Below are 22,988 nucleotides of genomic sequence, written 5' to 3'. Positions count from 1 at the left end.
TTTTTATTTAATAAAGCTGTACCTTCATAATCATAAGTATAAGCTGTTCTATCTTCATTAAAATTTATTGCTGCAATTGTAGCACCATCTTTTAGTGCTATTGAGTCAGTTGTTCTATAAACACCAACACCAACAGAATCACCAGCTACAAAAGATTTATCGCTTTCAAGAATGATTGTGCCAGTATTATTAGAAACATCTATACCATGATTTCCTGCTATAATAGTACCAGTGTTTTTAATAGTATCTACTCTAGAACCTTGCAATCTTAAACCATGAGTAAAAGCATTAATAGTGCCTGAGTTAAGAATGGTTTCAACTACAGTTTTATCTGTAAGATAAATCCCATTAAGAACATGCATAACTCCTGAGTTATTTATTAATGTTGAATGGACATTAAAATTATAAACGCCAGCACCTGTTCCTTGAGTTTCATTCCATTTGTTCTCAAACTTACCATTATATACAATTGTTCCAGAATTTTCTATATTTTCAATAGTTTTTTTAGCATAATAACTACCTCCCATACCTGCACCGGCAGATAAAATATAACCTTCATTTTTTAAATAATCTGCATCAGGAGATCCGTAATATCCACCATATACACCTATAGCAAAAAAATGGTTATCAATATTAAAACTTTCAGTATGCGTTATAATAGTACCAGTACTTGAGTTAATAGCTGTTTTTATATATGAGTCTCTAAAGGCATATATTCCACCTTTATTTCCCTCTATTACACCATGGTTAGTTATATTATCAACAGTCGAACCATGGACTATACGAATACCGCTGTCATTACCACCTTTAATAGTACCATAATTATTAATTGTACCTATTCTACCATTAGCATATACCACTATTATTCCCACTAATAACTCCTGAATTATTAATAGAATTTATAGTAGCACCATTTTCAACCTTAACACCACTACCATTACCACTACTTATAACGCCGGTATTATTAAGTGTTTCTAGTTTAGTACCATTAGCAAGTTTAATACCATCACTTCCATTAATAGTACCAGTATTTTTTAAGTTAGATATAGTAGTTCCACTTGCTATATTAACACCAACTCCACCTGTGGATTTAATAGTTCCACCATTAGTAAAATTAGTTATAGTGGTATTACCCAAATATATTGCTTCACCACTTCCTGATTGTATTAAACCTGAGTTGTCAAATTTTTCAATTGTTGATTTGTTATCATTTTTACCCCAAACAGTAATAGCAAATTTATTACTTCCATTACCTATTGTTCCACTATTGGTAAAATCTTTAATACTAGCACCATTTTGATTGTTTTGTCCTATATTAATTGCAGCACCATTTGATACTCCACCATTAACATTACCTGCATTATTGATAGTTACATTAGTAGCACCTTGACTTACATTGATAGCGTTACCACCATTTGCATTTATACTACCTGTACTTTCTATAGTTAATGAGTTATTACCATTTCCACTTATAGTAACACCATTATTAGTAGAGCTACTTATAGTACAATTACTACTGCTACTACAATTACCACCACTAATACTTTTAGAATTTTTTACTTGTTTGTTGTTATTGTTTGTAGTGCTTTTAGCTTTAGTGATAGTAATACTACCATTAGAAGCTTTATCACTTATAGTTGTTATACTAGCATTAGCACAAGTTGCTAAAAAAGATATAGTTGCTAAAGATAAGAAGGTTTTCTTAGTAAAAGAAATATTGTTTGATTGAGAATTCTCAATTCCCCCCCCCCGTGAAATTTAACATTAAAACTCCTTTGGAAATAATAATATTTTGAAGTTTGGAATTATATATTAAAGTTGTTTAAAGTTTGTTTATTTGTAAAATTATATGTTAAAAATATCATTATCGTGATAATTTTAACACTTGCTTAAATTTAGCGCAAAAGCTTTTTGGCTCAAAAGCACTTCATCATTTTCTTTAAAATCTTTAGCTTCTAAAGGACTTAGCGCTACTTGGCTGATTTGATTACCTATGGCAAGTATGGCTATAAATATGCTATCTTGTTTTTGTAGTTTTAAAATGCGTGCTTTTATAGCAAATTTTTGTGAGCCTTGCGTCTTTAAAAAAACTTCATTAGGTGAACCTTCTTTAATGATGGCTCCATTTTCTAAAACAATGACTTTATTAGCCAGTTTATAAACTTCACTTACATCATGGCTGATTAAAATAGTAGTGATTTTATAAGTTTTATGTATATTTAAAAGATAATCATGCAAGTGTAGTTTTATCTCATTATCTAAGGCACTAAATGGCTCATCTAAAAGTAAAAGTTTGGGTTTTTGCATAATAGCTCTTGCTAAAGCTACGCGTTGTTTTTGTCCCCCGCTTAGTTCTAAAATATGACTTTTTTTGTGTTTACTTAAATCTAAAAGCTCTAAAAGTTCATTAGCAAATTTTAGATCTTTTTTGGCAAAAAGTAAGTTTTGCTCTACATTCATATTTTCAAATAAAGCATAATCTTGAAAAACAAAGCCAAGCTTTCTTTTTTGTGGACTTAGAAAGTTTTTATCATCAAAAAATATAGTATCATTAAAAATGCAAATTCCTTGTGCTTTTTCAAAACCTGCTAAAATTCTTAAAAGCGTAGTTTTACCGCTGCCACTTTTTCCAAAAATAGCACAAAAATCCCCTTCTTTAATTTCAAATTTAACCTTAAGTTTAAATTCTTTTTCTTTATTTTTAAAGATTTTTTCAAAGTCAAGTTTTAGCATAAATACTCTTTGATAAATAAAGCACTAGGATGTACATAAGCAAATACAAAATCATTTTTTTGATAGTCTTGCTCTAAAAACTCATGGGTGCTAATTTGAGCTTCGAAAGTGCAAATTTCATTTTCTAATCTTATGATAGTGATGATTTGTCCTTGAAAAATATCAATGATTTTTGCATAAAAGGTATTTAAAAATGAGTTTTCTAAATTTTTTTTACTAAGCAAGCACTCGCTACTTTTAAAAGCAAGTAAAACTTCTTGATCAATGCTTGCTTTTTCGTCAAGTTCTAAAGCAAGCATATATAATTTATGTTTATTTATAAGAAATTCTACCCAGTTTATATTTTCATGATTTTTTATAGTATTTATTTTAGCTTTAATCATGGGATATTATAGCCATAAGCTTTGAAAATTTCCTTAGCCTTTTTGCTTAAAATAAAATCATAAAATTTCTTAGCTTTGGCATTATCTTTACCATAAGAAGTGATGATAATACCTTGATTGATTGGCTCATAAAGTTTTGGATCGATTAAAATATAATTTTTTCCTTCTTGGAGTTTATAAGATTTTAGTGTATCTTCATATAAAGCACTTGCTGCTATAAAACCCACATCAGCTGCTTTTAGTGTTTGAGTAAGTGCTTCTCCTATGGATTTTGCTTCGATGATTTTAGCTTTTGTTTGCTTATATATTTTAGCATTTTGTAAAGTTTCTATACTAGCTTGACCATAAGGAGCAGCTTTGGGATTAGCTATGGTGATGATTTTGACTTTTTCTTCTTTAAGTGTGTCTAAGCCTTTGCTTAAATCCATTCTAACACTGAGTAGAGCTAAAGCTCCTTGAGCATAAATAACAGGTTTTGTGCTAGCAAAATTATCATCATACAAGCTTTGTGCAAATTTCATATTTGCAGCCATAAATATATCAAATGGCGCTCCATTTTTGATTTGTGAGACTAAATTTCCACTAGCGCCTAAGCTTACATTGATACTAATATCAGGGTTTTCTTTTTGAAATTCTTTTTGCAAGGCTTTAAAAGCATAAGCTACATTTGCAGCTGCAGCGATATTTACATCAGCACCATAGCCAAAAATACACAAAAAAAGCAGGGTGAAAATTTTTTTCATTTTTTGTCCTTTTATAAATTTTGAAAAAATTATAGCTTATTTTTAAAAGCAAAAATAAATTTGTATTTTTTGCATATTTTCTAAGACTTATTTTATAGGTAAATAAAAATTTTTAATTTTTTTAAAGAATATTTTAATGTAAAAATTTATTTTAATTTTTGTATAATTTACAATTTCAATTTATGAAATTTTAAAAGGAAAAGCTTGTTAAAATACATACTAAGTTTGTGTTTATTTTTTAATACTTTGATTTTAGCCAATGACTTTGAAGATTTTGAACAAGAATATCAAAAAAAAGAAGTCAAAGATAGCTTTTATACCTATAATAAAGCTATGAGTAAATTTAATTATGATCTTTATACTTATTTTTTAAGACCGGTTGCACTTTCTTATAAAAGTATTACTCCAAGTTTTATAAGAACAGGGGTAAAAAATGCTTTTGATACCACAAGATCGCCTTTTAGATTTATCAACCACCTTTTAAGTTTAGAATTTAGAAAAGCTGGCGAGGAATTTGGAAGATTTTGTGTGAATGTGATTTTTGGATTTGGTTTGTTAGATAGTGCGAGCAAAACTCCTTTAAAAAGTTATGAGGCTGATTTTGGAACGACTTTGGGCAAATGGAGAGTAGGTAGTGGACCACACCTAGTGCTTCCACTTTTAGGTCCTTATAATGTAAGAGATGCTTTAGCTTTACCTGTAAATTGGTTTATGGTGCCTGAGGGATATATTGAGAATCTTTGGGTTGGAGCAGGCGTAAATGCTGTATTAAAACTCAATGAATTAAGTTTTGAGTATGAAAAAATAGATGATATTTACCAAAATAGTGTAGATTATTATACTTTTATACGCGATGCGTATGAACAAAGACGCCAAGAACTCATCAAATAAGGAGATAAAATGAAAAAAATCATAGTTTTGCTTTTTAGTGTAGCATTTGCTTTTGCTTTAAATTTGCAAGATATTTCTAAAACTATGCAAGAAAAAATTGATGAGAGCTTAAAAATTTTAGATCAAAATAAAAATGATAAAGCTAAAACAGCGGAAAAAATCTTTGCTTTATTTGATGGTGTTTTTGATTATGAGCTTATGGCTAAGCTTAGTCTTTCTACAAGATATGAAAAATTAAGTGAAAATGAAAAAAATGAATTTAACAAAGCCTTTGAAAAAAACCTTAAAAAAAGTTTCACAGATAAGCTTGCTTTGTATGATTCTCAAAAATTAAAAGTGATTAATTTAGAAGAAAAAAACAAAAGAGCTTTTTTGAAAACTTCTATGATAGTAGATGGCAAAGAAAATTTTGTAATTTTTAAATTTTATGATAAAAATAATGATTGGCAAATTTATGATGTAGATATTTTTGGCATAAGTATCATACAAACTTATCGCTCACAATTTAAAGATGTCTTGCAAAATGGCGATTTTAAAACCTTGCTTGAAAAGCTTTCTAGTGTTGATTTTTCTAAATAATGCTAAGTAAAATTTTAAAAATCTTTCTTAATTTCCCAAAGCTAACTTTGGGGATTGCTTTAATCTTTTGTGTATTTTTTAGTTTTTTTGCTAAAAATTTAAGTGTTGATGCAAGTGCTGAAAGCTTGCTTTTAGAGCATGATGAGGGTTTGAAACTATATAGAGAAGTTTCAGCACGTTATGGTAATGATAATTTTTTAATGCTTGCTTTTGCTCCTAAAGATAAAGATATTTTTGCTAAAGAAAATTTAGAAACTATTAAAAACTTAACTCTTGATTTAGAAAAAATCAATGGTGTGCAAAAGGTATTTTCTATCGCCAATGCGCCTTTACTTGCAAGTTCTAAAGGTAAAGAATTAAAAGAGCTTATCCAAAATATACCTAATATTTTTAGTCAAGATGTGGATATTAATCTAGCTAAAAAAGAAATTTTAAACCAACCCTTTTATAAAAATAATATCATCTCAAAAGATGGAAAAACAACAGGAATTTTGATTTATCTAGCACCTGATCTTGTTTATAATGACTTGATTAATTCAAGGGATAATGCACAAAATGAAAATGAAAAAGAGCATTTTAGAGCCTTGATTAAAAAACATCAAGAAAATTCAAGAGAATTTAGCGCAAAAAGATTAGAAGAAATTACTAAAATAGTATCTAAGTATAGTCAAAATGGAGACTTTTTGCACCTTGGCGGTGTAGAAATGATCGCTAATGATATGATTAATTATGTAAAAAGTGATTTAAAAATTTATGGTTTTAGTTTAGTAGGACTTTTATTTATAGCACTTTGGTGGTTTTTTGGCTCTTTGCGCTTGGTGTTTTTGGCTTTGGGAATTTGTGTGATTTCACTTTTTACTTCAAGTGGGATTTTCGCACTTTTGGGCTTTGATATTACTGTGGTGTCTTCAAACTATGTAGCTTTGGTGCTTATTATCACTGTTTCTGTTGTGATACATTTGATCGTACATTTTATAGAAAATTTACACAAACACCCAAAAGCTAGTGTTTATAAGCTTTTGCTCTCAACCTTACTTGATAAAGCAAGTCCTAGTTTTTTTGCTATTTTAACCACAGTTGTTGGGTTTTTAAGTTTTGTCTTTTCAGATATTGAGCCTATTATCAAACTTGGTATTATGATGAGTCTTGGTATTAGCGTGAGTTTGGTTTTAGCTTATATTTATTTTGCAAGTATTTTGGTACTAATGCCGCGTCTAAATTTTAAAGAGCTTAATCAAAATTCGTTAAAATTTTTAAGTTTTTGTGCAAATGTAAGTTTAAAACATAGAAAAGTTATCTATGGTGTAAGTTTATTTTGTATGGCTTTTGCTTTGTATGGAATTTTGCAAATCAAAGTAGAAAATAGCTTTGTGAGTTATTTTAAAGATAGTTCTAGGATTAAACAAGGTTTGTTGATTATAGATAAAGAGCTAGGCGGAACTATGCCTTTAGATGTGATTGTCAAGTTCAAGCAAGATCCAAAACAAAATGAAAGCTTAGATGAGTTTGAGCAAGAATTTGATGATTTAGCTAAAGATGATAGGTATTTTTTTAGTAGTGAAAAAACAAGAATAGCTGCTAAGGTTCATGAGTTTTTAAGTAAGCAAAAATATGTAGGTTCTGTGCTTAGCTTGCAAAGTTTGCTAGAGCTTGGAAAAAGTATTAATGATGGTAAGGCTTTAGATGATTTTGCTTTAGCGTTTTTATATGAAAATTTAGATGAGAATTTTAAAAAGCAAGTTTTAACCCCTTTTGTAAGTGTAGAAAATAATGAGTTGCGATTTAGCGTGCGTATGCTAGATAGTGATCCAAATTTAAGACGCGATGCTTTTTTAAAACAGCTTGAAAAAGACTTAAAAGAACTTTTACAAAAAGATAATGTAGAGGTTAAAATCAGTGGTATTATGCCTTTGTATAATAATATGCTTCAAAGTCTTTTTTCATCACAATTTGACACTTTAGCCTTTGTGGTGCTTGTGATTTTTGCTTTATTTGTGGTGATTTTTAGAAGTTTTGTTTATGCTTTTGTAGCGATTTTGGCCAATCTCATACCTTTGGCTTTGGTATTTGGTTTAATGGGTGTTTTCAATATACCACTTGATATTATGAGCATTACCATAGCTGCTATTTGTATAGGAATAGGGGTTGATGATATGATTCATTATATTCATCGTTTTAAAGAAGAGTTAAAACATAAAAGCTTAGAAGAGGCTATAAAAGCTTCACATATAGGTATAGGAAGTGCGATTTATTATACTAGTGTTACGATTATTCTAGGTTTTTTAGTGATGATTAGTAGTAATTTTATCCCGACGATTTATTTTGGTTTGCTTACGGTTTTGGCTATGAGTTTGCTTTTATTTGGTTCGCTTTTTTTATTACCAAGTTTTATTTTAAGCTATCATTATCTTAAGCAAAATTATAATAAAGCAACATCCAAATCACATAAAGCCCAAAAGCAATAAGCATATATTTTATAAATTGTTTCATTAATACTCCATTTTTTCTAATGCTCTTAAGATGTAAGTAGCAAATATTAGTGCTTGTGAGCGGTGTGAAATTTTTAATTTTACTTGCTCATCTAATTCACCTAAGGTTTTATCAAAACCTTTTGGGATAAATAAAGGATCATATCCAAAGCCATTATTACCCCTTGGAGTATCAATAGCAAGGCCATGCATATATCCATGTGTGCTAAAATGTCCATATTTTGAGCTTATGGCTATGGCTGCAGTGTAAAAAGCTTTGCTTTGATGTAGATTTTTTTCATGTAAGGCTTGGATGAGTTTGTTTCTATTGGCCTCATCAGTGCCTTCTTGAGAGTATCTTGCAGAAAAAATCCCTGGTGCATTGTCTAAAGCCTCTACGCTTATACCACTATCATCACTTAAGGTGATAAATTCATCTTGCTTTTTGCCTAAAGCATTAAAAATAGCTTTAGATTTTATCAAAGCATTTTCTTTAAAACTCGTGCCATCTTCGATGATTTCAAAAGGGGTGATGATTTCATTTAAGGCATAAATTTCATAAGTAGTTAAAAATTTTTTGATTTCTTCTACTTTATGTGCGTTAGAAGTTGCTAGAATGATTTTCAATTTTTTCTTCATAAATTACTCTTTTTGTTTTGACTTTAAAAAAAGTTTATCAAAATCATAGTAAAATTATCCTTTATAAGGAGAAAAGATGTTAAAAACCGTTTTACCTTTGTCTTTTATTGTAGGAACTAGATTTTTTGGATTGTTTATAGTTTTGCCGGTTTTAAGTTTATATGCTTTAAATTTAAAAGGAGCTAATGAGTTTTTGGTAGGGCTTTTAGTAGGTGTGTATGCTCTAACTCAAATGGCATTGCAAGTTCCTTTTGGAATCATTTCAGATAAAATAGGGCGTAAAAAAACTATGCTAATAGGACTTGTGGTGTTTATCATAGGTTCTTTGGTATGTTCATATGCTGATGATATTTATACGATGATGTTTGGAAGGCTTTTACAAGGTGCAGGAGCCATAGGAGCAGTAGCTACTGCTATGATAAGTGATTTTATCAATGAAGAAAATCGCGGTAAGGCTATGGCTATTATGGGTTCATTTATAGGACTTTCTTTTGCAGCTTCTTTGGTGCTTTCTCCTTTAATGAGTGCTAAATTTGGACTTTCAAGTTTGTTTGATTTAAGTGCGATTTTGAGTTTAATTTGTATCGTGCTTTTATTTAGCGTTGTGCCAAAAGAGCATACAATAGTGCATGAAAATACTAAAACTCCATTAAAAAAACTTTTAAAAGAAAAAAACTTAGCTTTGATGAATCTTACTAATTGTATGCAAAAAATGCTTATGAGTATTGCGTTTTTAAGTATTCCTTTGGTTTTGGTGCATGAGTTTAATTACCCAAGTGAGAATTTATGGCATGTTTATGTTAGCTCTATGGTGCTTGGGTTTTTGGCTATGGGTTTATCAGGATCTTTGGGAGAAAAAAGAGGCTTAAGTAAAGAGATATTGCTTTTAGGTGTGGCATTTTTTATCATTGCTTATATTATATTTGCTTTTTCGCATAATGCTTTAGTGTTTATGGTGGGTGTTGTAGTATTTTTTATAGGATTTAATTTGCATGAGCCTATTATGCAAAGTTGTGCGAGTAAATTTGCCAAAGTAAATGAAAAAGGCGCAGCTTTGGGTGTGTTTAATGCTTTTGGCTATTTTGGAAGCTTTTTAGGTGGTGTTGTAGGGGGGTATTTTTTACACCATTTTAGTTTAGTTTCTCTTGCTTTTATTTTGATAGCTTTGTCTGTAATTTGGTTTGTGTTGCTTTTGTTTTTACAAAGTCCAGCAGATTTTAAAAATGTCTATTTATCTTTAGAAACAAAGCATGATTTAAATAATATTAAAGGTATAAATGGAGTTTTAGATGTGTATAAAAACTCTAAATTTTTAGTGATTAAATACAATAAAAAACTTACAAGCGAAGAAGAAATTTTAGCGATTATTGAAAAATAATCGCTTTTATACAAAATGCTTTTCTTTTAAAATCACATATAATTTTAAAGTAGAAATAAAGAAAGTTAAAATAGCAGGTCCAAGGATAATACCCCAAAAACCAAAACTTGAAATTCCTGCTATCATTGCAAAGAAAATTAAAAGTTCGTTAATTTGCGTTGGAATTTGAACAAGTTTTTCATTAATCCATTTAATGATATAAGGTTTTACTAAAGTATCTGCGATAAAAGATATCATTATCACGCTATAAATGAAAATCACTAAAGCACCGCTTAGATTATTATTTGCAAATTCATATAAAGAAACAGGCACATAAATTAATGCCCCGCCTACTACAGGGATTAAAGAGCTAAAGCAAAATAATATCCCCATTAAAATCGCATCATAACCATAAAATTTAGTAATGATGGCAAAAAGCACCCCTTGTAAAATGGCATTTAACACCATAGAATAAAACACAACAGACATTACATTACTCACTTCGCTTAAAATACCTTGAGTTTCTTCTTTTTTCATAGGTACTATGGTTTTGATATAGCCAATGAGTTGGGCTCCATAAAGATTAGCAAAGAAATAAAACACACAAATTAATACCATATCAGTTAGAAATTTAGTCCCAAATTTAGTCGCGCTTGAAAGATAGGTTAAAACATCTTTAGAGATGGAGTTTAAATCAATACTTGCTAGCGCTTCTTTGATTTTTGGCTCTATAAAGCTTAGAGATTCAGGTAGGTGCAAAGAATAATTTTTAAAATATTCTATGGTATTATGAATATAACTTATATTAAAACCGCTAGCTGCTTTTGCAAGTTCTATAATAGCATATACAAAAGGTATAAAAAATAAAGCTAACATAAAAGCAGTAGTAGCTGCTGCAGCTATGACTTTTTTACCTTTGAATATATTTAAGAATTTAACATTAACATTAGAAGTAGAAACAGCCATTAAACTTGCTATGGCTATATTCATCAAAAAAGGTTTAAATAAAAAAAGCACCCAAAATAAAATAAATAAAATAAAGCTAATTAAGAAAAAATTACTACTTTTCATCAAATAAACCCTTGTTGTATTTTAATTTTAAAACATCAAAACTTTTTAAGCTCGCAATACGACCTTTGGCTGTTCTTTCTATATAGCCATTTGCTAGTAAATATGGCTCTATCACATCTTCTATGGTGTTTTCATCCTCACTCAATGCTGCAGCTATACTAGAAAGTCCTATAGGCTTTCTTTTAGCTTCAGTTAAAAGCTCTAAATACCTTAAATCCATCGCATCAAAACCAAGCTCATTTACCCCTAAAGAATCAAGCGCTTCTTTAGCTCTTTTTTCGCTAATGATTTCCTCATCATTTACATCAGCAAAGTCTCTTACACGCTTAAGCAATCTTAAAGCAATCCTTGGGGTTGAGCGACTGCGTTTGGCTATTTCTAAAGAAGCTTTTTTTTCACAAGTTTTATTAAGCTTTAGAGCTGCTTTTTCTAAAATGATAGCAAGTTCTTCATTTTTATAAAATTCCAAGCGAAATTGCATACCAAAGCGATCGCGTAAAGGATTGCTTAGCATACCTGCTCTTGTAGTAGCACCTATTAAAGTAAATTTGGGCAAATCGATTTTGATTGTTTGCGCAGCAGGTCCACTGCCGATGATGATATCAAGACGAAAATCTTCCATAGCAGGGTAAAGCACTTCTTCTATGGCAGGGCTTAAGCGATGAATTTCATCGATAAATAAAATATCTCCCTCGCTAAGGTTAGTTAAAATCGCAGCTAAATCCCCGCTTTTTTCTATCATGGGTGCAGCGGTAGTTTTGATATTTGCATTCATTTCATATGAGATAATGTTTGCTAAAGTTGTTTTGCCAAGTCCTGCAGGCCCACTAAAAAGGATATGATCTAGACATTCATTTCTTTTTTTAGCAGCTTTGATGAAAATTTCTAAATTTTTTTTAATGTTTTCTTGTCCTATGTAGCCGTCAAAATTTGAAGGTCTAAGGCTTGTTTCATAAGTTTCATCAGGGGAGAATTTTTCAATCTCTACGATTCTATCCATATTTTTTCCATTTTATTTTGTAAGAAATTTTAATTTTATCTAAAATTTGCTAAAATAAACATTTAAACTTAGATTATAGAAGTTTTTATGGGAATTTTAGAGCAATTAGAGTTAGATTACGAGCTTGAAGAAATCGAGCGTTTTTTGTATTTTTTTAGAAGTCTTTGCGATGTTTTAGAGCCTTTGATAGTAAAGCTAAGCAGTGATAGCTCAAAATACAAAGAAGCTTTAAAAGACTTAGAGCAAAATATCCACAACGTGGTTTGGGCTGCTAAAAGATTAAATTTAGATGAGATTGCAAATTTTTGCACATTTTGTGAGGAAATTATGCAAGAAGCAGCTAAATTTGATGGGCCTGCTAGCGATGAATTTGTGGATTGGATGTTTTTAGTGTGTGAGCAGCTTGATAGATATTGCAGTGATTATGAAAAAAATGCTTCTTTTTTAAGCGTATTTAACCCTCAAATTGCAAATGTTCCAGATAAAATTTCTAAATAATGGGGACGACTTGGCTTCGACAGGAGTAGAGTGGCCTTGGTGGCATGTCGCTTTGAGCAAAGCGTATAAAGCTCAAATTAAAATTAAACGCAAACAACGTTAAATTTGCTCCTGCTTACGCTAAAGCTGCGTAAGTTCAGTTGAGCCTGAATTTTAAGTGATACTATCTAGCTTAGAATTTGGTCATTTTTGATAGTGTAGATTGAAATTTGACAAGTTTTGATTGAAGTTAAAGTCTTAGTCTAGCTTGAAATTTTGGAAGGTGAGTTTGGCTAGATGAAATTTTCACCTTTGCTAAGCATGTAGATGCCGTGGTTGTTTTATTTTTGGACAGGGGTTCAATTCCCCTCGTCTCCACCAGTAATTAGTTTTTATTAACTAGTGCATCTCTTATATCTATGACAAGATAAATCACAAAAAAGCTTAAAAATATCGCAATCAAAGATCCAATAAGTGTTACTAGACCTACTATAAATCCTAGAGTAAACATCAGCGCAATAGAATAAATAATCGCTATAATAAAGCTTAATGCAGCCGCTATATCAAGTATAGTTCTACCAAAATTTAAGATTAAATTTTTAATCATAATAGCTCCTTAATTAATAATAATTTATTAATTATAGCAAAATATAGTTTTAATTAATATAAAATTATAGAATTATTTGAAGTTTAGATTTTCTTTGCAAGACTATCCTTGCAAAGAATTTATACAAATAAAGAATTCACACTTTCATTGTGATAAACTCTGCGTATTACCTCACCAAAAATAGGTGCTACGCTTAGGACTTTGATTTTATCCATTTGTTGTTTTAAAGGTATAGTGTCAGTTACTACTAGCTCATCTAATGCATCTTTAGCTATTCTTTCATAAGCTACGCCACTAAGTACAGGATGAGTACAGCAAGCTATAACTGACTTTGCACCTTTGCTTTTAAATACTTCAGCAGCTTTTACTATGGTTCCTGCTGTATCAATGATATCATCTACTAAAATCACTTCTTTATCTTTTACATCACCGATGACATTCATCACTTCGCTTTCATTAGCTTTTTCGCGTCTTTTATCTACTATAACTATATCAAGTCCTAAAGCTTTTGCCACGCTTCTAGCTCTTGCTATACCGCCTATGTCAGGACTTGCGATGATAGGATTTTTGTAGTTTTTATTTTTAATATAATCATTAAAAATAATACTTCCATAAAGATTATCCACAGGTATATCAAAAAAGCCTTGAATTTGTCCAGCATGTAAGTCTATGGTAGCTACTCTATCCACGCCAGCTGATTCTATAAGATTTGCTACTAATTTTGCAGTAATAGGCACCCTAGGGCTTGCTTTTCTATCTTGTCTAGCATAACCAAAATAAGGGATGATAGCTGTGATAGAGCTTGCACTTGAGCGACGCAATGCATCTGTCATGATTAAAAGTTCCATTAGATTATCATTTGTTGGAGCACAAGTACTTTGAATGATAAACACATCTTTACCACGCACGCTTTCATCTATTTGAATGCTAATTTCACCATCGCTAAAACGCTTCACACCCGCATTGCTTAGAGGCAATGAAAGGTATTTTGAGATTTTTTTAGCAAATTCCTCGTTTGCTGAACCAGAAAATATTTTATATCCACGCATATATAAGCCTTAGAAAGTTTTTTGTGATGATATAAAAAGTTTTTTAAAAATACAATAAAACATATTAAAAGCCATGTAATCTTTTTAAATCCGCATCAATAGGAAATTTATTTCCATCTTTATCTACGCTCACATAAGTTACTACAGCTGAAGTTACATGCATACAATACACACGGCCATATTCATTAGCTCTTTGAGTAACTACTTCTACTTCTACAGTGATGGATGTATTACCTGCTTTGATGATTTTTGCATAGCAAGATACCAAATCACCTACGAAAATTGGTTCTTTAAAAATGATTTTATCTACCGCAACCGTGACAACTCTTTGTGGGGAGAGTTCTCTTGCAGCAATGGCTCCGGCTAGATCAATTTGTGACATGATCCAACCACCAAAGATATTACCAGCGGGGTTTGTATTGCTTGGCATAGCTATAACTCTTAGCTTAGGTTCTCCCATATCTTTCATACATTCTCCTTGTGTTTTAAAAAAAACATTATAATTAAGTTTTAAAAATAAAGAAAGGTAAAAAATGAATGATTTTAAGCAAATAGCAAAAATTGTGAAAAATAGGAAACAAAATATCAATAGTCTTTATAATATACTTCAAACTAATCAAAGTCATCCTTTGATAGATAGAGCTTTAGAACTAGCTAATCTTGAAAATGAAAAAAGCAATGTTTTGGCAATGTTGCGTCGTTTGGTGGATTTAAAAGAGGAAAATTTAGTCCAAGAACTTGAGAAAAAAGGTTCAAATGAAGAAGAGATTACTCAAATAAAATATAAAGTTTTTTCTTTAGTAAGAGCCTTTTATGAAGTAGAACATCAAGATTTAATCGATGAGATTAAGAGTAAAAATTTACTTGATGAGTTTTATTTGGCTTTAGTTCAAGGTGTGCATAATATAGGTGTAGTTATGAATTCTTTTGAGCTTGTTTGGAGCAAGCAAATTTTAGATACAAATAATAAAATTTTAAAAGAACAATTTCCAAATTTAAGTGATGCTTTGGAGTTTTTAAAACAAAATGAGCTTTATCAGCTTAATCAAGATGGTGAAATTTGTGAAAGAAGCTATGGGGCTTTAGTTAAAATAGGAACACTTTGGAGATTTTTACCTTATGCAAAGGCTTTTGAAAATGAGGTTTTAAAGCTTGAATATGAGTTTGATAAACTTTTAGAAAAACTAAGAAATTGTGCGTTAGATGATGAAAAAAATGCTTATATTGACTATATAGAAAAATTAAAATTTGCATTTTGTGAAAAAGATAATAACGAAGTAGTTAAAAAATGGCAAGAAGCAGAGCTTGCGTGGATGGAAGTAAAATGTCCATTACAAATTGGCCATCCTTTAGAATACTATGAAGACTCTTACACGCATGCAGTAGCACTTGAGTGGGATATACGCTTAGAAGATGTGAGTGATTTTAATGGGAGTGAGTTTAAAGATAAAATCAAAGAAAGTTTTGCAATGGTGTATGCAAATTTAGATGAAGAAGATGAGGCTTTGTTTGATGAGGTGAATTTTAATCTTGAAAAAACTCAGCTTTATATTTGTATGCCTATGATTTTTTATGGAGCAGAGCTTAAGGGGCTTTTTTCTGCTCAAGTAGTGCCAAATGATGAGTATGTAAGCAATATAGCAGGCAAAAAGATTTTTGCTTTTTTAAATTATGTTTATGAAAATGCTAAAACTAAACCTTTTATGAAGCTTTCTTCTATGGTATTTGAAAAAGAATTTTTAGATTATGGTAGAGAAATTTTATTTTATAATGAAAAATTATGGAAAAGAATTTATGAAGTTTCTACCATAGGTCATGAGTTTGGACATATTTTCTTTGTAGCAAATGATAGTGAAAAGAAAATGAATGAAAGCGGTGTGTTTAAAAATATAGAAGAGTTTAAAGCTACTGCGGGCGGGCTTGCGAATTTCTTTTTACATGAAGAAGATGATTTAAAGCTTCCAGTGTTTTATGAGCTTATTAAAAGAGCTATAGGATTGATTGCTTGGCAAAGAGTAGAGGAGGTTAAGCCTTATTATACAGAAGGTTTGATTCATTTATCATTGTTGTTTAAATCAGGGGTGTTATCTTTTGCAAACGAGAAATTAAACATTAAATTTGATGAGGAAGCTTATGAAGCCTTTAAGGCTGTGTTTATGCAAAATTACTATAAATTAGCAAGACATTATATGCTAAAAGAAGATGCTAAAAATTATTTAGATGAGTTTTGTGTTTTAGAAGATGAGGTGTTTTTACCACTTGATGAAGAGTGTAAGGAATTTGTAAAATACTACTATGAATTACACAAACTTTATGGTAATGAAATCGATGAAAGTGGAGAGTTTGAAAAATACTCTAATATAAAATAAAATTTAATCAAGAAGAACTTAGCTTTCTTCTTGATATTTGCTATTTTCTAATGCTTTTTCCATATCTTTTTGCGTTTTTAAAATCGCTTTGCTAAAGCCATTTAGTACTGAAAATGGAGCAAATTGCGCCGCTCTTTTTTCTCTTGGCATTGGTGGAAAATGTTTTGATTTTTGATATTTTATATTTATTATATCTTTATAATCATCATGCATTATGACCTCCTATTAAAGAAGTAATTTCTTTAGTCTCATCATCCAAGCTTGAAGCTTTTAAAATAGCTTTTTTACCAAATTTTTGCATGATTTGAAGTCTTGCTTTTTGGAGCTTTTCTTCTTTTTCAAGTTGATTTTTCTCTTGTGAAATTGCATTAAAATCACTAAATAAATTTAATTCTTGGAAATTTTCTTGAGCTTTATCTGTGATATTATTTAAACTTAGGCTGATTTTTCTAATACTTAAGTTTTTATCGCTGATTTTGCAAAAAAGTTCCAAGGATTTTTTATTGATGATTTTTAAAGAATGGGTAAAATTTTCTAGATTTATACTTCCATGAGCATTTTTAGGTATAGTTCTTCCATAATTATCTTTAGTAGTAGCTCCTTTGTAAGAACCCAAAAAGCTTGAATTTTCTAAATTGCTTTTATCATATTGTATATCTAGCGTAATATGGTTTGTTTTAAGGTTATTTTGTATAAGTTCAAGTACTAAATGATCTACAAGTTCTTTTAAAACTTTTATTGTTTGATTATTATCATATGCAAAAGGTAAAACCTTAGCCATGATTTTAGAGTGATTTTGTGATTTGTAATTTTTAATATCTTTCATCGTGCAAGTTTCAATACCCCATGCATGATCGATTAATAATTCAGCATTAACACCAAAGTGTTTATAAAGCAAAGCTTCGTGTTTTAAAGAAAATCTTGCAAGATCTCCCATAGTATGAATGTTTAAATTCGCAAGTTTTAAGGCAATGCCTTTACCTATACGCCAAAAATCTTTTAAAGGTTTATGCTGCCATAATTTATATCTGTATAATTTTTCATCTAAAAAGGCTATAAGCAAGCCATTTTCATCTACTTGTTGTCTTTTAGCAAGTATATCCATAGCAATTTTAGCTAAGTATAAATTTGTGCCTATACCTGCTGTTGCAGTGATTTTACTTGTATGTGAAATATCAAGTAAAACCTTAGTAAGTAGCTCATAAGCTGATAGTTTGTATTTTTCAAGATAAGAACTAAGATCGATAAAAACTTCATCAATAGAGTATATATGGATATCTTTTGCATCAAAATACTTCAAATAAATGCTGTATATTTTTGTGCTAAATTCTATATAAGTAGCCATTCTGGGCTTGGCGATGATGTAATCTAGTTCTAAATTTAAATCATTTTTAAGTTCTAATGTATCAAAACTTTTAGCTTTAAAGCAGTGTTTTTGAGTTTGTTTTAATCTTTCTTGGTTGATTGAGTGGATTTTTTGTTTAAACTCAAAAAGTCTTAATCTACCAGGTATATTGTAAGTTTTTAGTGCAGGTGAAACTGCTAGTATGATGGTTTTATCTGTTCTTGATTCATCTGCTACAATGAGATTAGTTGTTAAAGGATCTAGATTTCTTAAAACACATTCAGCTGAAGCGTAAAAAGATTTCAAATCAATAGAAGCATAAATTTGCATAGTATGTGAAACTTACCTTTAGGTTATTCAGTTTGATAGTATTAATTATAACAATAAAAACTATTAAAATAGATGAAAGGAAATGAATTTTATAAGGTGGCGGACAGAGAGGGATTTGAACCCTCGAGACCCGTTAAGATCTGCACCCTTAGCAGGGGTGTGGTTTCAGCCACTCACCCATCTGTCCGTATTAAAAGGGAAAGTATATCTTATTGATTATAAGATATACCTTAAATTTATACACTAAGATAAGCTATAATTAAAGTTATAACAAAACCAGCACCTAAAACTGCGATTTGTTTGCCCCTGTCTTTGCGTATAGCTATGATAGTGATTAAAAGTCCTGAAATATAAAGGATTATCATAGCAAGTGCAAAAGCTAGCCCAAGAACAGAAAAATACCACATACCTTTATCTTTGTGAAGTAAAATCATATTTCCAAGTAAACTTCTTTCTTTTGTGATAATTTCATAATTATTTTCATCTATTTTGACAATACTTGCACTATAGTTTATAGTGCCAAGCTCTATTCCATCGCCTTTTTTGTTAAGTTTTGGTTCCAAAGATGAAGGAAGTTTTAAGTTATTTTTCTTTAAAAAATCAATTAAAAATTCAGCTTCAGCGCCTTCTTGGATAATAGCTTGAACTTTTTGAGTTTGAATTTTAGCTCCACTTTCCCCATCAAAACCAGCTATATAAGCAAAACCAGTAACAGCATATAAAAATGCTAGTGGTAAGAAAAATAAGCTAATGTAAATGTGAATTTGTCTGAATAATTTGTTTTTATTCATTTTTACTCCTTTTTGAAAATAATGAGAAGTATATTATTAAAAAGTGAAGTGAAAATAAAATTTTAATCTTTTTTAAATTTACGAGCTAGAGTAAAAAAGCTTCGAATGATTCCATAAAGTACATATAAGCTTGCGACGATTAACGCACTTTCTAAAAAATACAAATAAAGCATGGAAAATAAGATTACTAAAAGGATTAATACTTTTAAAACATTTGCCCGTTTTAAATCAATTTTTTTAAAACTTGGATATCTTATATTGCTTACCATTAAAAAAGCTAAAAGCATTTGAATACATACTATCATCAAAGAAAAATCACGTAAAAAATCATAATATAAATAAGCGCTTACCCATAAAGCACTTACAACTGCAGCTGTTGGTATAGGAAGTCCTATAAAAACTGAAGGTTCATAAGTACCTGTGGTGACATTAAATCTTGCTAAGCGTATAGCGCCAAAAACTACAAATAAACCAGCTATTAAGGAGCCAAAACGATCATATTCATAACCTATACTCATATAAAAAAGCATAGCAGGTGCAACACCAAAGGCTATTAAATCTGCTAGTGAGTCAAACTCAACTCCAAATTTAGAAGTAGAATTAGTAGCTCTTGCAACGCGTCCATCCAAGCCATCACAAATTAATGATAAAATGATATAAATTAATGCTTTATCAAAATTTTGATTAATAGAAGCAATCACTGAAATAATGCCTAAAAATATGGAAGCAGCTGTAAAAAGATTAGGTAAAATATAAATTAGTTTAAAATTCATGGATTTAAATACCCTATCAATGCACCAATGCGTACTTTATCGTTTTCATTTACGCAAATTCTAGTATCTTTTGGAAGCAATAAACTCACACTGCCATCAAACATAAAACCTATATTTTGTCCATGGTTTAAATGATGACCAAAATCATCAATATGAACTTTTCTATTTAAGGCGCCAAAAATGATGCGTAATGCCCATTGTTTGCCTTTAGAACGTGCTAAAAATAGCATTCTTTCGCCCATTAAATTTGTATTTTTCATAAATGGACATAAAAAAAGTCCGTGTCTTGGTCTAGTTTCTTCTATATCCATATTAAGTGGAGCTATGATGCTGCCTTGATGGGTGATATTGTTTATAATTTGCACTTCTATGCATTCGCCAAGCTCTTTATATGAGCTTGTTTTAATGCATTTTATTTTTCCTTCTATAGGAGCTATGATAGTATTTGGATCTGCTATATAATCGATTTTACTAGCTCTAAAAAGGCAAGCAAAAAGTATAAAAATACACCATAAAAGCCAAGAAAATCCCCATATAAATTGAGCTATTGCAAAAACTATAGCTAGAACTATGAGTAAATTCCAGCCAGCCTTTGCAATAAAATTTGTTTTCATTAGTTATCCTTAGTAACTTCTTGCTCTTTTTCTTCTAAGCGCGTTGGAAGATTGTTTTCTTCTTCATAGTTTTTAATAATCTCTCTTACTTTAGCACCATCAATAGTTTCTTCTTCATAAAGTGCTTGTACCATTACTTCTATAGCACCGCTATAAGTTTTTAAAATTTCTTTTACACCCGCATAGCGTTCATCTAAGGTTTTCTTCACATACTCATCTAAATCTTGAGCCATTTTATCAGAATAATCTTTGATAGTTTGTCCACCACTTAAGAAAGTATTTCTTTGTTTTTCAAGCACCATTAAACCTGCAATTTCACTCATACCATACATAGAAATCATAGCTTTTATGATGTCAGTTGCACGTTCAAGGTCATTGCTTGCACCAGTTGAAATTTCTTTAATGAAAATTTCCTCAGCTGCACGTCCACCTAAAAGCACATCAACTTCAGCCAAAAGCTCATGTTTTTGCATTAAAAATTTATTTTCTTCAGGGGTGTTGAGCGTATATCCTAAAGCTGCTAAACCACGCGGTATAACAGAAACTTTACTTACTTTTTTAGCACCTTTTGTGGTTTCAGCGATTAAAGCATGGCCACATTCATGATAAGTTACGATTTTTTTCTCTTTATCATTAATTCTACGTGATTTTTTCTCAAGTCCTGCTATAGCTCTTTCTACTGCTTCAACTAAGTCTTTTTGTTCTACATGTTTTTTAGAATCCCTACCTGCAAGTAAAGCTGCTTCGTTAATGATATTTGCTAAATCAGCACCCGCTAGACCTGCTGTTAATCTTGCGATATCTTCTACTTTTACTTCAGGTGAAATTTTAACATCTTTCATATGAACTTTTAAAATATCACATCTGCCTTTAAAATCAGGCTTGTCTACCAAAACTTGTCTATCAAAACGTCCTGGTCTAAGTAATGCTGCATCTAAGACTTCAGGACGGTTTGTCGCTGCTAGTACGATTACTGGCGAGCTTTCAGTACCAAAGCCATCCATTTCTGCTAGAAGTTGATTTAAAGTTTGCTCTCTTTCATCATTTCCACCCATCATGCCACTTGCTGCACGTGATTTGCCTATAGCATCAATTTCATCTATAAATACAATAGCTGGAGCTTCTTTTTTAGCATTTTCAAATAAATCTCTAACCCTACTAGCTCCAACACCCACAAACATTTCTATGAAAGATGAACCTGAGACGCTAAAAAATGGTACATCAGCTTCACCTGCCACTGCTTTTGCAAGTAAAGTTTTACCTGTACCTGGAGGACCTACAAGCAAAAGTCCTTTTGGAATTTTTGCTCCAAGATTGATATATCTTTCAGGATATTTTAGAAAATCAACTATTTCTTTAACTTCTTCTTTTGCTTCCTCAACACCTGCAACATCATTGAATTTAACTTTTGGTTTTTCTGAATTTACAAGCTTTTTAGAGCTTCCTATACCAAGTATAGATCCGCCCATATTTTTTTGCATACGAGAAGCTAAAAACATCCATATACCAAAGAAAATAAATACCGGTAAAACCCAAGAAAGCAAGATATCTATAAACCAATTACTCTCGTTAAAAGCTCCATAAGAAACGCCTTTTGAATCAAGCAAAGGCACAAAAGTAGCATCATTTGGAACTTTTTTAGTAATATATACCATATTTCCTGCTTTAGACACTGCTTTTATGGTAGTTTGACCTATGTTAACTTGGGCAATTTGATTGTTTTCAATTAAAGTTTTTAATTCAGAATAAGTAACTTTTTTGGTATTTTCTCCGCCCATAATACCCATGCTACCATCATCTGAAAATCCTTTAAATAAAAGAATCATCACAATGGCAAAAATAGCGAAAATAAAAATAGGATTTTTATTAAAAAAGCTATTATTGTTTGGATTATCTTTTGGTTCATTTGGTTTTTTATTCATTATTTTGTTTCCTTTTTGTAAGCTAAACTCAACCACTCTCCTTTGTGTTTACATTCTAACAAAGTCAAATCTTTGAATTTATCTTTAATTCTTTCTTCATATTTGTTTAAAATACCAGATAAGATTAAAATTCCATCTTCTTTGGTTTTTTCTTTAAGATCTTTTTCTAGTATGATTAAAATATCAGCAATGATATTTGCCACAACTATATCATATTTATGTAAGCTTTTATTAATAGAACCTACCCAAATATCATCAAAACTAACTTGATTTAATTTTGCATTTTCCTTGCTTGCAACTATGGCTAGCTCATCTGTATCACAAGCTTGCACTTTAGCTCCAAGCTTTGCCATGATGATACTTAAAATCCCACTTCCACAGCCTACATCTAAGCAAAATTTAGAATCATTTGTGTATTTTTGTAAAAATTCTATACAAGTGTAAGTGCTTTCATGATGTCCTGAGCCAAAAGCTAGGGCAGGGTCTATAATGATATTGATTTTATCTTGTATAGCTTCTTGCCAAGTGGTGTGAATGTGGATATTGTCAATGGTTAAAGCTTGTATACCTTTTTTATACTCTTCTATCCAGTTTTTATTTTCTTTTTTTTCTAAAGTAGAATGAAAATAAATCTTAGTGTTAAATTTTTCACATAATTTTTGATGAAAGCTTTGCAAGGCTATTTGAATGAGTTTTATATCTTCTTCTGATCGTATATAAACGCCATCATTCTTTTCTTCTATGGCATCTATATCTAGAGAAAAAACAAGATCAAGGAATAAATCTAAATATTCCTTATCTGTTTGAAAAAAAAGTTCGTAATAATGTGTTTGCATAAAAACTTATA

The 22,988-nt window shown here is 30.5% G+C and carries 24 protein-coding genes, 1 tRNA gene, 1 other RNA gene and 1 pseudogene; 8 read left to right on the top strand and 19 right to left on the bottom strand.

Annotation, left to right across the window (positions count from 1 at the left end; genetic code table 11):
- Nucleotides 1-872 (bottom strand): annotated as a pseudogene (locus L8U00_RS03850) (hypothetical protein); the annotation flags it as partial.
- Nucleotides 847-1,137, bottom strand: coding sequence for a hypothetical protein (locus tag L8U00_RS03845; protein WP_263708564.1), 291 nt, complete (start codon nt 1,135-1,137; stop codon nt 847-849). The gene L8U00_RS03845 and the pseudogene L8U00_RS03850, both read right to left, overlap by 26 nt.
- 259 nt (nt 1,138-1,396) lie before the next feature.
- Between L8U00_RS03845 and L8U00_RS03840 the strand changes: the two genes are divergently transcribed.
- The gene (locus L8U00_RS03840) at nt 1,397-1,729 is read left to right on the top strand and encodes a hypothetical protein (protein WP_263708563.1); all 333 of its coding nucleotides are present in this window, start codon (nt 1,397-1,399) and stop codon (nt 1,727-1,729) included.
- A 149-nt stretch (nt 1,730-1,878) separates the two neighbouring features.
- Here L8U00_RS03840 and L8U00_RS03835 read toward each other — a convergent pair whose 3' ends face one another.
- Genes L8U00_RS03835 through modA form a run of 3 tightly spaced genes read right to left on the bottom strand, consistent with a single transcriptional unit; the run spans nt 1,879 to nt 3,859 of the window.
- Entirely contained in the window at nt 1,879-2,733 is an 855-nt protein-coding gene (locus L8U00_RS03835) for an ABC transporter ATP-binding protein (RefSeq protein ID WP_263708562.1), read from the bottom strand.
- A complete protein-coding gene (locus tag L8U00_RS03830) occupies nt 2,727-3,116 on the bottom strand; it encodes a hypothetical protein (RefSeq protein WP_263660178.1) in 390 nt (129 codons plus the stop codon). Before L8U00_RS03830 ends, L8U00_RS03835 begins: the two co-directional genes overlap by 7 nt.
- Nucleotides 3,113-3,859: a molybdate ABC transporter substrate-binding protein gene (gene modA / locus L8U00_RS03825; protein ID WP_263708561.1), complete on the bottom strand. Its 747-nt coding sequence runs from the start codon at nt 3,857-3,859 to the stop codon at nt 3,113-3,115. The genes L8U00_RS03830 and modA overlap by 4 nt, the downstream gene beginning before the upstream one ends.
- A gap of 204 nt (nt 3,860-4,063) precedes the next feature.
- Between modA and L8U00_RS03820 the strand changes: the two genes are divergently transcribed.
- From L8U00_RS03820 to L8U00_RS03810, 3 genes are read left to right on the top strand one after another with little or no spacing between them, the layout of a single operon-like run.
- The gene (locus L8U00_RS03820) at nt 4,064-4,750 is read left to right on the top strand and encodes a VacJ family lipoprotein (protein WP_263708560.1); all 687 of its coding nucleotides are present in this window, start codon (nt 4,064-4,066) and stop codon (nt 4,748-4,750) included.
- Nucleotides 4,751-4,759: 9 nt separating this feature from the next.
- Complete coding sequence (locus tag L8U00_RS03815) at nt 4,760-5,329, top strand: ABC transporter substrate-binding protein (RefSeq protein WP_263708559.1); 570 nt, start codon at nt 4,760-4,762, stop codon at nt 5,327-5,329.
- Nucleotides 5,329-7,794 carry an efflux RND transporter permease subunit gene (locus tag L8U00_RS03810; protein ID WP_263708558.1) on the top strand — a complete coding sequence of 822 codons (2,466 nt, stop codon included), beginning with the start codon at nt 5,329-5,331 and terminating at the stop codon, nt 7,792-7,794. Before L8U00_RS03815 ends, L8U00_RS03810 begins: the two co-directional genes overlap by 1 nt.
- 24 nt (nt 7,795-7,818) lie before the next feature.
- Here the strand turns inward: L8U00_RS03810 and rdgB are convergent, their stop codons facing one another.
- Nucleotides 7,819-8,424 carry an RdgB/HAM1 family non-canonical purine NTP pyrophosphatase gene (rdgB, locus tag L8U00_RS03805; RefSeq protein ID WP_263708569.1) on the bottom strand — a complete coding sequence of 202 codons (606 nt, stop codon included), beginning with the start codon at nt 8,422-8,424 and terminating at the stop codon, nt 7,819-7,821.
- A gap of 88 nt (nt 8,425-8,512) precedes the next feature.
- Between rdgB and L8U00_RS03800 the strand changes: the two genes are divergently transcribed.
- Nucleotides 8,513-9,814 (top strand): MFS transporter, encoded by a 1,302-nt coding sequence (locus tag L8U00_RS03800; protein ID WP_263663419.1) that lies wholly within the window; start codon nt 8,513-8,515, stop codon nt 9,812-9,814.
- A 6-nt stretch (nt 9,815-9,820) separates the two neighbouring features.
- On the opposite strand, the gene L8U00_RS03795 is transcribed toward L8U00_RS03800, so the two are convergent.
- Both L8U00_RS03795 and ruvB read right to left on the bottom strand, forming a co-directional pair.
- On the bottom strand, nt 9,821-10,864 hold the full coding sequence (locus L8U00_RS03795) for an AI-2E family transporter (RefSeq protein ID WP_263708557.1): 1,044 nt from the start codon (nt 10,862-10,864) through the stop codon (nt 9,821-9,823).
- A complete protein-coding gene (gene ruvB / locus L8U00_RS03790; protein ID WP_039619088.1) occupies nt 10,854-11,864 on the bottom strand; it encodes a Holliday junction branch migration DNA helicase RuvB in 1,011 nt (336 codons plus the stop codon). Before ruvB ends, L8U00_RS03795 begins: the two co-directional genes overlap by 11 nt.
- An 87-nt stretch (nt 11,865-11,951) precedes the next feature.
- On the opposite strand from ruvB, the gene L8U00_RS03785 reads away from it, so the two are divergent.
- Both L8U00_RS03785 and ssrA read left to right on the top strand, forming a co-directional pair.
- A complete protein-coding gene (locus L8U00_RS03785) occupies nt 11,952-12,362 on the top strand; it encodes a histidine phosphotransferase (RefSeq protein ID WP_263708556.1) in 411 nt (136 codons plus the stop codon).
- A 1-nt stretch (nt 12,363) separates the two neighbouring features.
- Nucleotides 12,364-12,722, top strand: a transfer-messenger RNA (tmRNA) gene (gene ssrA, locus L8U00_RS03780).
- 4 nt (nt 12,723-12,726) lie between these two features.
- Here the strand turns inward: ssrA and L8U00_RS03775 are convergent.
- The 3 genes from L8U00_RS03775 to L8U00_RS03765 all read right to left on the bottom strand — a co-directional run bounded on the left by L8U00_RS03775 (nt 12,727) and on the right by L8U00_RS03765 (nt 14,466).
- Nucleotides 12,727-12,948 carry a hypothetical protein gene (locus L8U00_RS03775; protein ID WP_263708555.1) on the bottom strand — a complete coding sequence of 74 codons (222 nt, stop codon included), beginning with the start codon at nt 12,946-12,948 and terminating at the stop codon, nt 12,727-12,729.
- A gap of 119 nt (nt 12,949-13,067) precedes the next feature.
- Nucleotides 13,068-13,997, bottom strand: coding sequence for a ribose-phosphate pyrophosphokinase (locus L8U00_RS03770; RefSeq protein ID WP_039619082.1), 930 nt, complete (start codon nt 13,995-13,997; stop codon nt 13,068-13,070).
- Nucleotides 13,998-14,061: 64 nt separating this feature from the next.
- Nucleotides 14,062-14,466, bottom strand: coding sequence for an acyl-CoA thioesterase (locus L8U00_RS03765; RefSeq protein ID WP_039619080.1), 405 nt, complete (start codon nt 14,464-14,466; stop codon nt 14,062-14,064).
- A 64-nt stretch (nt 14,467-14,530) separates the two neighbouring features.
- Here L8U00_RS03765 and ciaB point away from each other — a divergent pair, with 64 nt between their 5' ends.
- Nucleotides 14,531-16,366, top strand: coding sequence for an invasion protein CiaB (gene ciaB / locus L8U00_RS03760; RefSeq protein WP_263708554.1), 1,836 nt, complete (start codon nt 14,531-14,533; stop codon nt 16,364-16,366).
- 18 nt (nt 16,367-16,384) lie between these two features.
- Here ciaB and L8U00_RS03755 read toward each other — a convergent pair whose 3' ends face one another.
- The 8 genes from L8U00_RS03755 to L8U00_RS03720 form a co-directional block, all read right to left on the bottom strand.
- Nucleotides 16,385-16,579, bottom strand: a complete 195-nt coding sequence (locus L8U00_RS03755; protein ID WP_263663422.1) for a hypothetical protein — start codon at nt 16,577-16,579, stop codon at nt 16,385-16,387.
- A complete protein-coding gene (locus L8U00_RS03750) occupies nt 16,572-18,041 on the bottom strand; it encodes a DNA methylase (protein WP_263708553.1) in 1,470 nt (489 codons plus the stop codon). The genes L8U00_RS03755 and L8U00_RS03750 overlap by 8 nt, the downstream gene beginning before the upstream one ends.
- A 97-nt stretch (nt 18,042-18,138) precedes the next feature.
- Nucleotides 18,139-18,228: transfer RNA gene (locus L8U00_RS03745), tRNA-Ser, on the bottom strand.
- A gap of 49 nt (nt 18,229-18,277) precedes the next feature.
- Nucleotides 18,278-18,832 (bottom strand): PepSY-associated TM helix domain-containing protein, encoded by a 555-nt coding sequence (locus tag L8U00_RS03740; protein WP_263708552.1) that lies wholly within the window; start codon nt 18,830-18,832, stop codon nt 18,278-18,280.
- 62 nt (nt 18,833-18,894) lie between these two features.
- Entirely contained in the window at nt 18,895-19,605 is a 711-nt protein-coding gene (pssA, locus tag L8U00_RS03735) for a CDP-diacylglycerol--serine O-phosphatidyltransferase (RefSeq protein ID WP_257399294.1), read from the bottom strand.
- Nucleotides 19,602-20,219, bottom strand: a complete 618-nt coding sequence (locus L8U00_RS03730; RefSeq protein WP_263708551.1) for a phosphatidylserine decarboxylase — start codon at nt 20,217-20,219, stop codon at nt 19,602-19,604. The genes pssA and L8U00_RS03730 overlap by 4 nt, the downstream gene beginning before the upstream one ends.
- On the bottom strand, nt 20,219-22,141 hold the full coding sequence (gene ftsH, locus L8U00_RS03725; RefSeq protein WP_263663426.1) for an ATP-dependent zinc metalloprotease FtsH: 1,923 nt from the start codon (nt 22,139-22,141) through the stop codon (nt 20,219-20,221). Before ftsH ends, L8U00_RS03730 begins: the two co-directional genes overlap by 1 nt.
- Entirely contained in the window at nt 22,141-22,977 is an 837-nt protein-coding gene (locus L8U00_RS03720) for a 50S ribosomal protein L11 methyltransferase (RefSeq protein ID WP_263708550.1), read from the bottom strand. Before L8U00_RS03720 ends, ftsH begins: the two co-directional genes overlap by 1 nt.
- Between the last annotated feature and the right edge of the window lie 11 nt (nt 22,978-22,988).

This window comes from Campylobacter sp. IFREMER_LSEM_CL2256, assembly GCF_025771645.1.
Taxonomy (GTDB): Bacteria; Campylobacterota; Campylobacteria; order Campylobacterales; family Campylobacteraceae; genus Campylobacter_D.
This window is presented reverse-complemented; position numbering and strand designations above follow the sequence as displayed.

Coding starts and splice junctions, on each gene's coding strand:
- L8U00_RS03835 (WP_263708562.1), bottom strand. CDS start 2,733: ATGCTAAAACTTGACTTTGAAAAAATCTTTAAAAATAAAGAAAAAGAA.
- L8U00_RS03830 (WP_263660178.1), bottom strand. CDS start 3,116: ATGATTAAAGCTAAAATAAATACTATAAAAAATCATGAAAATATAAAC.
- modA (WP_263708561.1), bottom strand. CDS start 3,859: ATGAAAAAAATTTTCACCCTGCTTTTTTTGTGTATTTTTGGCTATGGT.
- L8U00_RS03815 (WP_263708559.1), top strand. CDS start 4,760: ATGAAAAAAATCATAGTTTTGCTTTTTAGTGTAGCATTTGCTTTTGCT.
- L8U00_RS03810 (WP_263708558.1), top strand. CDS start 5,329: ATGCTAAGTAAAATTTTAAAAATCTTTCTTAATTTCCCAAAGCTAACT.
- L8U00_RS03800 (WP_263663419.1), top strand. CDS start 8,513: ATGTTAAAAACCGTTTTACCTTTGTCTTTTATTGTAGGAACTAGATTT.
- L8U00_RS03795 (WP_263708557.1), bottom strand. CDS start 10,864: ATGAAAAGTAGTAATTTTTTCTTAATTAGCTTTATTTTATTTATTTTA.
- ruvB (WP_039619088.1), bottom strand. CDS start 11,864: ATGGATAGAATCGTAGAGATTGAAAAATTCTCCCCTGATGAAACTTAT.
- L8U00_RS03785 (WP_263708556.1), top strand. CDS start 11,952: ATGGGAATTTTAGAGCAATTAGAGTTAGATTACGAGCTTGAAGAAATC.
- L8U00_RS03775 (WP_263708555.1), bottom strand. CDS start 12,948: ATGATTAAAAATTTAATCTTAAATTTTGGTAGAACTATACTTGATATA.
- L8U00_RS03770 (WP_039619082.1), bottom strand. CDS start 13,997: ATGCGTGGATATAAAATATTTTCTGGTTCAGCAAACGAGGAATTTGCT.
- L8U00_RS03765 (WP_039619080.1), bottom strand. CDS start 14,466: ATGAAAGATATGGGAGAACCTAAGCTAAGAGTTATAGCTATGCCAAGC.
- ciaB (WP_263708554.1), top strand. CDS start 14,531: ATGAATGATTTTAAGCAAATAGCAAAAATTGTGAAAAATAGGAAACAA.
- L8U00_RS03755 (WP_263663422.1), bottom strand. CDS start 16,579: ATGCATGATGATTATAAAGATATAATAAATATAAAATATCAAAAATCA.
- L8U00_RS03750 (WP_263708553.1), bottom strand. CDS start 18,041: ATGCAAATTTATGCTTCTATTGATTTGAAATCTTTTTACGCTTCAGCT.
- L8U00_RS03740 (WP_263708552.1), bottom strand. CDS start 18,832: ATGAATAAAAACAAATTATTCAGACAAATTCACATTTACATTAGCTTA.
- pssA (WP_257399294.1), bottom strand. CDS start 19,605: ATGAATTTTAAACTAATTTATATTTTACCTAATCTTTTTACAGCTGCT.
- L8U00_RS03730 (WP_263708551.1), bottom strand. CDS start 20,219: ATGAAAACAAATTTTATTGCAAAGGCTGGCTGGAATTTACTCATAGTT.
- ftsH (WP_263663426.1), bottom strand. CDS start 22,141: ATGAATAAAAAACCAAATGAACCAAAAGATAATCCAAACAATAATAGC.
- L8U00_RS03720 (WP_263708550.1), bottom strand. CDS start 22,977: ATGCAAACACATTATTACGAACTTTTTTTTCAAACAGATAAGGAATAT.